Here is a 10,553-nt window from a genome sequence, read left to right as displayed (position 1 = left end):
CCAGCCGCCCGCGACCATCCACACTCGCACGCCCACTCGGACACCGCACGACGAAGGAAGACGACATGGACGAGAACACCCGCTACCAGGTCCTGCGCAACGACGAGGAGCAGTACTCCCTCTGGCCCGTCGACATCGAGGTGCCCGCCGGCTGGCAGCCCGTCGGCAAGGAGGGCACCGAGGCCGAGTGCTCCGCCTACGTCGACGAGGTCTGGACCGACATGCGGCCCAAGAGCCTGCGCGAGCGCATGGAGAACGCCGGCGCCTGACCGCCGTACCACCACGGACCCGCCGGGCCGGCCACACGCCGGCCCGGCGCGCCCTGCCCTCCCCCCACACGAGCCGCAGCACCGGCGCCCCACCGCCCTCGGCCCCGTCGCACCGCATCACTCCCGAGGAGCCCGCCATGACACCCGAGACCCCCGTCCTGCGCACCGAACGCCTGGACTTCCTCCCCTACCGGCCCGAACACGAGGACGTCTTCGTCGCCCTGCTGCGCGACGAGGAGGTGTGCCACTGGATGGGACAGGACCTCGTGCCCGAACCGCAGCTCCGCGAGCTGTTCCGGGCCATCCTCACCGAGGTCTACCCCCAGCGCCGGTTCGACGTGTGGGGCCTGTGGCTGGAGGGCCGCTACGTCGGCCACGCCGAGGTCAAGCCGACCGGCAACGTCGACGGCCACGAACTCGTCACCGCGCTCCTCCCCGCGTACTGGGGGCGCGGCCTGGGCGGCGAGGTGGTCCGCGGCCTGCTCCGGCACGCCGCCGACACCCTGGGACTCACCGAGGCGTACGGCATGGTGGGCGCCGAGAACACCGCCAGCCTGGCCATGTGCCGCCGCCTGGGCTTCCGCCACGTCCGGGACGTCATCGGCGACGACGGCTCGGTCACCGAACTGCTCGTCATCCCGACCAAGGACCCGGGGTGAGCGGGGCGGCCCGGAGACGTCCTGATCCGCCCCAGGAGCCCGCGCACAGGGGCCGGGCGGAGCCGGTGACCGGTGGCCGACCCGCCACTCGGGTGCGGGTGCGGCCACTTCCGGCAGGTCGCTCTGGGCGGGAGCGCCGAAGCTGCCTAAGGTCGGTTGGCGTGTCGCACACCTTCGAAGAACTGGTCGCGAAGCAACGCGCGGCCGACGCCGCCCAGGCCCAGGTCCAGGAGTTGCGGGAGGCCTACGGCCCGCCGGCCGAGCAGCGGCTGACCGGCGTCCAGGCGGGCACCTACGAGACCGCCCTGCGGGCCTGGCGCGACCTCGCCCGCGATGTGCAGACGGCGGTGAGCGAGTACGCCCGGGACACGGGACGGCCCCGGGCCGAGGTCGAGGCGGAGGTGGAACGCGCGGCGGCCGGCGAGCAGGACGGAGCCCCGTAGGGCCGCCGGACCAGGCATCCGCCGACCGGCCCCGGGTACCCGGCGTCCATGAACACTGCCATGTACCAAGCGGCCACGGGCGCGCAGACCTTCGGGTACGTCCTGATCCTGATCGCCGGAGTGGCCCTCGTCGCGGGAATCATCTGGGCGTTCCGGCTGGGTGCCAAGGTGCGTGAGCGGGAGCCCGCGCCGCCGCGCCCGGACGAGCAGCCCAAGATGCCGCCGGGCGGGCCGGTGCACGAGACCCGCGAGGTCCGGGAGCCCGACGAGGTGCCCCGGGCCGCCGACGAGAGCGAACGCCTCACCCCGCACCAGCTCGGCAACGTCGGCACCAAGCGCGCCGCCGACCAGAGCCGTCCGCGCTGGACGCCGGGGTCGAGCGGATCCTTCGGCGGCGGCGGGGGCGGCCGGACCTGAGGCCACCATCGTGCGCGGCGAAGACGGACGGCCCCTGAGCGCGCGCGGCTCCCGGAAGCGGCCGGGGAAGGCCGCCCCGGAGAGTTGCCCCCGCAGGAGCCCGAAAGACCGACGCGGCGGGCCTGGGCCCAGCCGGTCTCGCCCCCGAGCGCATCGCGCTGCGGGTGGCGGACCGGCGGAGGCGGCCGCGGGGTCGGCTCCCCCCGAACGGGCCCCGTGACCGGCCGGACGTCAGCCGATCAGCCGCGGGTCTTGGCCAGGAGCTCCACGATCTCGGCGGTCGTGCCGGTCTCACCGAGCCGCGGGAAGATCCGCTCCACGCTGTTGGCGTGTGCCTCGGCGTCGGCGTCGGCCATGGCGTCCGTGGCGAGGGTGACGTGGTAGCCGTGCGCGTAGGCGTCGCGCGCGGTGGACTCCACGCCGATGCTGGTCGCGATGCCGGTCAGCACGATCTGCGTGATGCCCCGGCGGCGCAGCTGGACGTCCAGGTCGGTGCCGTGGAAGGCGCTCCAGTTGTGCTTGGTGACACGGATGTCGCCGGGGTGGCCGGACAGCTCGTCCACGATGACGTCCCACCCCTCCGGGAAGGCGAGCCCGCGCGCCTGGCGTTCGGTGCGGCCGGGCACCGCGTCCGCCCCGTCGGCGGCGAAGGAGACCCGGACCAGGACCACGGGCAGTCCGTGCGAGCGGAAGGCGTCGGCGAGTTCCGCGGTGCGGGAGACGACCTCCGGGCCCGGGCGGGGCTGCGTGGGCATGGCCACGATGCCGTTCTGCAGGTCGATCGCGACGAGGGCGGTACGGGGGTCGAGCGTGGTGAGTGACATGGGTCGGTCGGACCTTTCGGGTGTCTCGGGGGTGATCCGGCCGAGGGAACGGTCGGAGAGGAGGGAGGGGAGGAGGGGCATCGTGACCGGGGCGGTGCGTGACCCGACCGCGTGGCCGGTCCGTGCCGTACGCCGCGCGGTCACGGCGCGGACAGCCGCTCCAGCAGTTCCAGCGCCGCGAGGACTGTCCGCCGTTCCTCCTCGGTGTAGCGGTCCTCGAAGGCACGGGCCAGCCACTCCTCGCGCGCCTGCCGGTTGCCTTCGACGCGGGCCCGTCCGCTGTCGGTCAGGGTGACCAGCTGGCGGCGGCCGTCGTCGGGGTCGGGGGCCCGGCGGATCAGCCCGTGCCGCTCCAGCGCGGCCAGCGTGACGGCCATGGACTGCGGGCGCACCCCCTCGGCGGCGGCGAGCGCGCTGGCCGTGGCCGCGCCGTGCTTGCCGACCAGGGTGAGCGCCGACTCCTGCGAGGGACTGAGGTCGGTGTCCTGCGCGACCTCACGGATGCGGCGCCGCAGCCTGCTGAACACCACGCGCAGATCACGTGCGGTGCGGGCGGCGGAGTCGGAGATGTCGGCCATGCGCGCCAGGCTATGACCGACAGCTGTGACTGTCCAGTTTGGACTGTTCAGTTTTGACTGGCTGTTTGCCGGGGTACTCGCCGGGCCTCGGACAGGCCAGCACGTCGGTGAACCCAAGGAGCGCTCATGACCCCTGCGGACAGGTCCGGCCTGGAGGCGGCTCTCCACGCCGAGGTGGACGGCGAAGTCCGCTTCGACGCGGGCAGCCGCGGCGCCTACGCCACGGACGGTTCCAACTACCGGGAGATCCCGATCGGCGTCGTCGTGCCCCGCACCGTGGAGGCGGGCGCCCGCGCGGTGTCGGTGTGCGCGCGCTTCGACGCCCCCGTCCTCTCCCGGGGCGGCGGCACCAGCCTCGCCGGACAGTCGACCAACACCGCCGTGGTGATCGACTGGAGCAAGTACTGCACCGGCGTGCTCTCCGTCGACCCCGAACGGCGCACCTGCGTGGTGGAACCCGGCATCGTCCTGGACGAACTCAACCGGCGACTCGCCCGCCACAAGCTCCAGTTCGGCCCCAAACCCTCCACCCACAGCCACTGCGCGCTCGGCGGCATGATCGGCAACAACTCCTGCGGCGCCTCCGCCCAGGCCTACGGCAAGACCGTCGACAACGTCCGCCGGCTGGAGATCCTCACCTACGACGGGCAGCGCGCCTGGGTCGGCCCCACCCCGCCCGACGAGCGGGAACGGATCATCGCCGGCGGCGGCCGGCTCGCCGAGGTCTACGCCGGCCTGGACCGCGTCGCCACCGAGTACCTCGCCGACATCCGCCGCGGCTACCCGAAGATCCCGCGCCGCGTCTCCGGCTACAACCTGGACTCCCTGCTGCCCGAGAACGGCTTCGACGTGGCCAAGGCGCTCGTCGGCAGCGAGGGCACCCTGGTGACCGTCCTGCGCGCCGAACTCGACCTCGTGCCCGTGCCGGCGTACCAGTCGCTGCTCGTCCTCGGCTACGACGACATCTGCGCCGCCGCCGACGACGTACCCCGCCTGCTTCAGCACTGCCACCCCACCCAACTGGAGGCCCTGGACGACCGGATGGCCCAGCTGATGCGCGAGGAGGGCGCCTACCTCGACTCGCTGGCCGTGCTGCCCGAGGGCGACAGCTGGCTGATGGTGCAGTACAGCGGAGACAGCCAGGAGGACGTCGACGAGCAGGCGCACGCGCTGCTGCACGCCCTCGGCCGCGACGAGAAGGACCGGAACGTCGCCTTCTCCGACGACCCCGAACGCGAGCAGAAGATGCTCAAGGCCCGCGAGGCCGGGCTCGGCGTGACCGCCCGCCCGCCGGACGACCGGGAGACCTGGGAGGGCTGGGAGGACTCCGCGGTACCGCCCGAACGGCTCGGCGACTACCTGCGTGACCTGAAGGGCCTGTTCGCCGAGTTCGACTACGGCCACCCGTCCCTGTACGGCCACTTCGGACAGGGCTGCGTGCACACCCGTATCCCTTTCGACCTGCGCACCGCCGAAGGCGTGGCCGTCTTCCGGCGGTTCACCGAGCGCGCCGCCGACCTCGTCGCCTCCTACGGCGGCTCCCTGTCCGGCGAACACGGGGACGGCCAGGCCCGGGGCGAACTGCTCACCCGGATGTTCGGCGAGCGGCTCGTGACCGCGTTCGGCGAGCTGAAGGCGCTCTTCGACCCCGGCAACCGGATGAACCCCGGCAAGGTCGTCCACCCGAACCCGGTCGACGGTCAGCTGCGGCTCGGCCCCGCCTGGCGGCCCGCCACCCCGGCCACCCACTTCGGCTACCCCGAGGACGAACACTCCTTCAAGCGCGCGGTGATGCGCTGCGTCGGCATCGGCAACTGCCGCGGCCACACCGGCGGCGTCATGTGCCCCTCCTACCGGGCCACCATGGAGGAGGAGCACTCCACCCGCGGCCGGGCCCGGCTGCTGTTCGAGATGCTCGGCGGGCATGCGGACTCCGTGATCGAGGACGGCTGGCGCTCCACCGCCGTCCACGACGCGCTCGACCTCTGCCTGGCCTGCAAGGGCTGCAAGTCCGACTGCCCGACCGGCGTCGACATGGCCACTCTCAAGGCCGAGTTCCTCTCCCACCACTACGCGGGCCGCAAACGCCCCATGGCCCACTACTCCATGGGCTGGCTCCCGCTGTGGGCCCGGCTCAGCCGCACCGCGCCCCGGCTGGTGAACTCCGCGCTGCACGCGCCCGGTCTGGCCGGCCTCGGCAAGCGGCTCGCCGGCGTCGACCCGGCCCGCGAGGCACCGGTGTTCGCCGAGGAGTCCTTCGTCCAGTGGTGGCGGTCCCGCGACCGGCCGGAACCGGACCCGGCCGACCCGCGCACGGTCGTGCTGTGGCCGGACACCTTCAGCACCTACTTCCACCCTGCCATCGCCCGGTCCGCCGTCCGCGTCCTGGAGGACGCCGGCTTCCGCGTCGCCGTCCCCACCGAACCGGTGTGCTGCGGACTGACCTGGATCTCCACCGGCCAACTCGTCACCGCCGAAAAGGTGTTGCGGCGGACCCTCGGTGTGCTGCGGCCTTACCTGGAGGCCGGTACGCCCGTCATCGGCCTGGAGCCCTCCTGCACGGCCGTCTTCCGCGCCGACGCCCCCGAGCTGATGCCCGGCGACCAGGACGTCCAGCGGCTGGCCGGACAGGTGCGCACCTTCGCCGAACACCTCGTCCACCACGCCCCCGACGACTGGCAGCCGCCGCGACTGTCCCGGCGGGCCACCGTGCAGACCCACTGCCACCAGCACGCCGTCATGAAGTTCGACGCCGACCGCGAACTGATGCGCCGCGCCCACCTCGACACCGAGGTGCTCGACGAGGGCTGCTGCGGCCTGGCCGGCAACTTCGGCTTCGAACGCGGCCACCACGAGGTGTCGATGGCCGTCGGCGAACTGGGCGTCCTGCCCGCCGTACGCGCCACCGCCCCGGACAGCCTGGTCATCGCCGACGGCTTCAGCTGCCGCACCCAGATCGAACAGGGCGCGACCGGCCGCCGCGCGCTGCACCTCGCCGAGGCCCTCGCGTTCGCCCTCGACGGCAACCTGCCCAGCGACCGGCCCGAACGGCTGGCCGTCCGCCCCGCCGAGCCGTCCCGTACGGCCGGCTGGGCGACCGCCGCCCTGGTGGCCGCCCTCGCCGCGGGGACCGCCGCCGCGGTGGGCGGGCTGCGCCGGCCCGGGAGGTGAGCATGAGCGACCAGCCGGCCGTCGACGCGGTCGACACCGCCGTCTACACCGTGCCCACCGACGCCCCCGAGGCGGACGGCACCCTCGCCTGGGACAGGACCACCCTCGTCCTGGTCACCGCCCGCTCCGGCACCACCACCGGGCTCGGCTACACCTACGCACCCGCCGCCACCGCCCACCTCGTCCGCGAACTGCTCGCCGGCACCGTGACCGGCCTGTCCGCGTACGACGTGCCGCGTGCCAACGAGCGGATGTGCCGGGCCGTGCGCAACGCCGGACTGCCCGGCCTCGCCGCCCAGGCGATCGCCGCCGCCGACATCGCCCTGTGGGACCTCAAGGCCCGTCTGCTCGGCCTGCCCCTCGTCCACCTGCTGGGCGCCGCCCGCACCGATGTGCCGGTCTACGGCAGCGGCGGCTTCACCACCTACGACGCCGGTCGGCAGGAACGCCAGCTGCGCGGCTGGGCCGAGGACCAGGGCATCCCCCGCGTCAAGATCAAGATCGGGGAGTCGTGGGGCGCCCGGCAGGACCGCGACCTGGAACGCGTCGCCCGCGCGCGGGCGACCGTCGGCGACACGGCCGAGCTGTACGTGGACGCCAACGGCGGCTACACCGGCGGCCAGGCGGTACGGGTCGCGGGGGCGCTCGCCGACCAGGGCGTCACCTGGTTCGAGGAACCCGTCTCCTCCGACCACCTCACCGTCCTCGCCGGCATCCGCGGCCGGATCCCGCTCGACGTCGCCGCCGGCGAGTACGGCTACACCCTGCCGTACTTCGAGCACATGCTGGCCGCCGGGGCCGTCGACTGCCTCCAGGCCGACGTCACCCGGTGCGGCGGCATCACCGTCTGGCTGCGCGCCGCCGCGCTCGCCCAGGCGCGCGGGATCGACATCTCCGGACACTGCGCGCCGCACGCCCACGCCCACGCTGCCGCCGCCGTGCCCAACCTCCGTCACCTGGAGTGGTTCCACGACCACGTCCGCATCGAGCACCTGCTGTTCGACGGCGTCCTCGACCCGGCCGGCGGCAGCGTCACCCCGGGCGCCGACGGGGCACCCGGGCTCGGCCTCACGCTCGCGCGCGAGCGGGCGGCGCCGTACCGGACGGAGTGAGCCGGAAGGCGCGGACACCGGGCCGTACACCACGCCGTACAAAACGCCGGACACCGTGCCGGACATCGTGCTGGAAGAGGAGAAGGACCATGCCCCCCACCGTCGTCATCACCGGCGCCAGCGCCGGCATCGGCCGCGCCACCGCCCGCCTGTACGCCCGGCGTGGCGCCGACGTCGTCCTGGTCGCGCGCGGCGAGGGCGGTCTCCACGCGGCGGCCGACGAGGTCGCGGCGCTCGGCGGACGGCCCCTGGTCCACGTCGCCGACGCGGCCGACCCGGCGCAGCTGGAGGCGGCGGCCGACGCCGCGGAGCAGGCTTTCGGGCCGGTCGACGTGTGGATCAACTGCGCGTTCGCCACGGTGTTCGCGCCGTTCGAGGAGATCACCGCCGAGGAGTTCAAACGGGTCACCGAGGTCACCTACCTCGGCTTCGTCAACGGCACCCGCACCGCCCTGAAGCGCATGCTGCCCCGCGACCGGGGCACGATCGTGCAGGTCGGCTCCGCGCTCGGGGAACGGTCCATCCCGCTCCAGTCGGCGTACTGCGGCGCCAAGCACGCCATCAACGGCTTCACCTCCTCCGTGCGCACCGAACTGCTGCACCGCGGCAGCAACGTGCGCATCACCGTCGCCCAGATGCCCGCCGTCAACACCCCGCAGTTCGAATGGGTCCGCTCCCGGCTGGCCAAGCACCCCATGCCGGTCCCGCCGATCTACCAGCCCGAGGTGGCCGCCCGGGGCGTGCTGTACGCGGCCGACCACCCGCGCCGCAAGCAGTACTACGTCGGCGCCTCCACCGTCGCCACCATCTGGGCCAACCGGCTCTTCCCGGCGCCGCTCGACCGCTATCTGGCCCGCACCGGCTTCGAGTCCCAGCAGACCGACAGCGTCCCGCCGGCCCACCTGGACAACCTCTTCGAACCGGTCGACCGCACCCCGGCCGACGACCAGGGCGCGCACGGCGCCTTCGACGACACCGCGCACACCCGCTCCTGGCAGGAGACCCTGCTCCGGCACCCCGCGGCCACCGCCCTCGGCGCCGGCGCCGCCGTGCTGGGCACCACCCTCGGCGTACGCCGCCTGACGGGACGAGCGGCCTAGGCACGGCCCGCCCCCCCCCGGCGAGCCGTCCACGCTCCGGGGCCGGCCGGTGTCCGGCGCAGGCACGCACGGCCACGGACACCGACCCGATCCCCGGTGGTGCGCTTTTACCCGGCGTACGTCTCGAACTCGGCGACCTGCGGGGTGCCGCTCGCGCCGGTGATCTGGAAGGTGACCTTGGACAGCGTCGTCCGGGGGAGGGAGATGACGCCCGCACCGCTGCCGGAGGCGAGCACCGCCCCGGTGTCGCCGTTGAGGACGCGCCAGGAGCCGATGCGGCCCGAGGTCCCCGCCGTCTCCCGGATGTTGACCGAGGAGACGGCGGTGGGCGAGCCCCACTTGATGGAGATCGAGCCGGTCGTGCCCACCGGCGACCAGTAGGTGTTCAGGTCACCGTCGCGCACGTTGCCGTAGCTCGTGCCGTTGGCCTTGCTGGAGCCGTCGGAACCCGCTCCGATGCTGAGGTTCGTCCCGCCGGGCTGCGTCGGCGTGGGCGTCGGGGTCGGCGTGGGGGTGGGCGTGGGAGTGGGCGTGGAGGTCGGTGTCGGTGTCGGTGTCGGCGTCTGCGGTGTGCAGTTGCCGTCGGAGACGCGCAGCCCCTTGCCTGCGCCCGCCGTCTGGCCCACGACACTGGGCACGCAACCGGCGGCGTCGAGCGTGTAGGCGTACGGAATGGAGACGGTGGTGTTGGACTGCGGGTCCGGGCCGGCCGGGTGGTTGTCGGTGCCGGGGCTGGTCCAGGTCACGTTGTCGAAGGTGTTGCCGGCGACCTGCCAGTAGCCCAGCTCGTCGGTGTAGAAGGTGCCCAGGACGTCCTTGGAGTCCTCGAAGTAGTTGTTGTCCACCTTGGCGCGGGCGCCGGCCCGGGAGTTGATCCCGGACTTGTTCAGGCGCACGTAGTGGTTGTTGTACATGTGGGCCGTGCCGCCGCGCAGCAGCGGAGCGCGGGAGTCGATGTTCTCGTACAGGTTGTGGTGGAACGTGATGTAGCTGTTCGACAAGTCGCTCTCGCTCGACCCGATGAGACCGCCCCGGCCCGAGTTGCGCAGCACGCTGTACGACAGGGTGACGTACTGGGTGCCGTCCTTCATGTCGAAGAGCCCGTCGAAGCCCTCGTCCTCCCCGCCTGAGGCCTCCAGCGTCGCGTGGTCGACCCAGACGTTGCGGACGTCGCTCTCCATGCCGATGGCGTCACCGCCGTTGGACGTGGGGGAGCCGGACTTCTTGACGTTCCTCACCGTCACGTTCTGGATGACGATGTTGCGGGACTCGCGGATGTGGATGCCCAGTTGGTCGAAGACGGCCCCGCTGCCGACCCCGACGATGGTCACGTTGCTGATCTGCTTCAGCTCGATGACGCCGTCGGCGGTGTTGCAGCTGCTGCCGGACACCTTGCTGGTGTTGGCGTGGTTGATGGTGCCCTCGACCTGGATGGTGATCGGGGTGCTGCTGTCGGCCCGGGAGCACAGGGCCGCGTGGATCGCGGTACCGGTGGTGGCCCGCACGGTCTGCCCGCCCGCGCCGCCGGTGGTGCCGCCGTTCTGTGTCGCGTATCCCGTGGCGCCTCCGACGGCGGCCGACGCCTGCTCGGGCATCGCCACGAGCATGCCGGTCGCGGCGGCCACACCCAGCGTGGCCAGGGCCGCGTACAGTCGCATGGCGACTGGTCGTCTCATCGTCGTCTCCCACTCGGTCGTTCGCCGCCGGACGCGGCTCGAATTCTGGGTGGTGCTCCTCGTGCGGTGTGGGGGGTGCTGCCGTGCTGAGCCGAACGCGGGAAAGCGCTTTCCGCGCCGTGAGAATAGGGTGACCTCCGGTTGACGGCAAGGTTTCGGACAGTTACGGAACCTGTCGTTCCGATCGGGAGAGGCTCACGGCGACGGGTGGGAGAAAACGCTCTCTCCGGGCCGGTGCGCGGCTCGTACGGCCCTCCGAGCGGGAGAGTGCGGGCGAGAGCGAGGGGCGAGGGCGGCCGCCCGC

10 protein-coding genes are annotated in these 10,553 nt (G+C 73.0%); 7 read left to right on the top strand and 3 right to left on the bottom strand.

Translation table 11 applies throughout. The annotated features are described in order from the left end of the window. Window positions 1-65 precede the first annotated feature (65 nt). The 4 genes from Srubr_RS15730 to Srubr_RS15715 all read left to right on the top strand — a co-directional run bounded on the left by Srubr_RS15730 (window position 66) and on the right by Srubr_RS15715 (window position 1,788). Window positions 66-269: an MbtH family protein gene (locus tag Srubr_RS15730; protein ID WP_014676677.1), complete on the top strand. Its 204-nt coding sequence runs from the start codon at window positions 66-68 to the stop codon at window positions 267-269. Window positions 270-406: 137 nt separating this feature from the next. Then, a complete protein-coding gene (locus Srubr_RS15725; RefSeq protein WP_189988934.1) occupies window positions 407-928 on the top strand; it encodes a GNAT family N-acetyltransferase in 522 nt (173 codons plus the stop codon). A 161-nt stretch (window positions 929-1,089) separates the two neighbouring features. After that, window positions 1,090-1,371 carry a hypothetical protein gene (locus tag Srubr_RS15720; RefSeq protein ID WP_189988932.1) on the top strand — a complete coding sequence of 94 codons (282 nt, stop codon included), beginning with the start codon at window positions 1,090-1,092 and terminating at the stop codon, window positions 1,369-1,371. A gap of 48 nt (window positions 1,372-1,419) precedes the next feature. After that, entirely contained in the window at window positions 1,420-1,788 is a 369-nt protein-coding gene (locus Srubr_RS15715) for a DUF6479 family protein (RefSeq protein WP_373313325.1), read from the top strand. Window positions 1,789-2,027: 239 nt separating this feature from the next. Here the strand turns inward: Srubr_RS15715 and Srubr_RS15710 are convergent, their stop codons facing one another. Both Srubr_RS15710 and Srubr_RS15705 read right to left on the bottom strand, forming a co-directional pair. Continuing rightward, window positions 2,028-2,612 (bottom strand): hydrolase, encoded by a 585-nt coding sequence (locus tag Srubr_RS15710; RefSeq protein ID WP_189988930.1) that lies wholly within the window; start codon window positions 2,610-2,612, stop codon window positions 2,028-2,030. A 140-nt stretch (window positions 2,613-2,752) separates the two neighbouring features. Beyond that, window positions 2,753-3,190, bottom strand: coding sequence for a MarR family winged helix-turn-helix transcriptional regulator (locus tag Srubr_RS15705; RefSeq protein WP_189988927.1), 438 nt, complete (start codon window positions 3,188-3,190; stop codon window positions 2,753-2,755). Between the two features lie 126 nt (window positions 3,191-3,316). Between Srubr_RS15705 and Srubr_RS15700 the strand changes: the two genes are divergently transcribed. The 3 genes from Srubr_RS15700 (at window position 3,317) to Srubr_RS15690 (ending at window position 8,573) form a co-directional block, all read left to right on the top strand. After that, on the top strand, window positions 3,317-6,361 hold the full coding sequence (locus Srubr_RS15700; RefSeq protein WP_189988924.1) for an FAD-binding and (Fe-S)-binding domain-containing protein: 3,045 nt from the start codon (window positions 3,317-3,319) through the stop codon (window positions 6,359-6,361). Between the two features lie 2 nt (window positions 6,362-6,363). Beyond that, window positions 6,364-7,473, top strand: a complete 1,110-nt coding sequence (locus tag Srubr_RS15695; protein WP_189988922.1) for an enolase C-terminal domain-like protein — start codon at window positions 6,364-6,366, stop codon at window positions 7,471-7,473. Window positions 7,474-7,562: 89 nt separating this feature from the next. Further along, window positions 7,563-8,573: an SDR family oxidoreductase gene (locus tag Srubr_RS15690; protein ID WP_189988920.1), complete on the top strand. Its 1,011-nt coding sequence runs from the start codon at window positions 7,563-7,565 to the stop codon at window positions 8,571-8,573. Between the two features lie 107 nt (window positions 8,574-8,680). Here Srubr_RS15690 and Srubr_RS15685 read toward each other — a convergent pair whose 3' ends face one another. Beyond that, window positions 8,681-10,249, bottom strand: coding sequence for a pectate lyase family protein (locus Srubr_RS15685; protein WP_189988918.1), 1,569 nt, complete (start codon window positions 10,247-10,249; stop codon window positions 8,681-8,683). Between the last annotated feature and the right edge of the window lie 304 nt (window positions 10,250-10,553).

Source organism: Streptomyces rubradiris, assembly GCF_016860525.1.
GTDB classification, from domain to species: domain Bacteria; phylum Actinomycetota; class Actinomycetes; order Streptomycetales; family Streptomycetaceae; genus Streptomyces; species Streptomyces rubradiris.
The sequence above is the reverse complement of the archived record's forward strand: the minus strand, read 5'-3'. Positions and strand labels throughout refer to the sequence as shown.

Bases quoted from the DNA above. Each gene is read 5' to 3' on its own strand.
- Srubr_RS15710 (WP_189988930.1), bottom strand. From the start codon at position 2,612: ATGTCACTCACCACGCTCGACCCCCGTACCGCCCTCGTCGCGATCGAC.
- Srubr_RS15695 (WP_189988922.1), top strand. From the start codon at position 6,364: ATGAGCGACCAGCCGGCCGTCGACGCGGTCGACACCGCCGTCTACACC.
- Srubr_RS15730 (WP_014676677.1), top strand. From the start codon at position 66: ATGGACGAGAACACCCGCTACCAGGTCCTGCGCAACGACGAGGAGCAG.
- Srubr_RS15705 (WP_189988927.1), bottom strand. From the start codon at position 3,190: ATGGCCGACATCTCCGACTCCGCCGCCCGCACCGCACGTGATCTGCGC.
- Srubr_RS15715 (WP_373313325.1), top strand. From the start codon at position 1,420: ATGAACACTGCCATGTACCAAGCGGCCACGGGCGCGCAGACCTTCGGG.
- Srubr_RS15685 (WP_189988918.1), bottom strand. From the start codon at position 10,249: ATGAGACGACCAGTCGCCATGCGACTGTACGCGGCCCTGGCCACGCTG.
- Srubr_RS15690 (WP_189988920.1), top strand. From the start codon at position 7,563: ATGCCCCCCACCGTCGTCATCACCGGCGCCAGCGCCGGCATCGGCCGC.
- Srubr_RS15700 (WP_189988924.1), top strand. From the start codon at position 3,317: ATGACCCCTGCGGACAGGTCCGGCCTGGAGGCGGCTCTCCACGCCGAG.
- Srubr_RS15725 (WP_189988934.1), top strand. From the start codon at position 407: ATGACACCCGAGACCCCCGTCCTGCGCACCGAACGCCTGGACTTCCTC.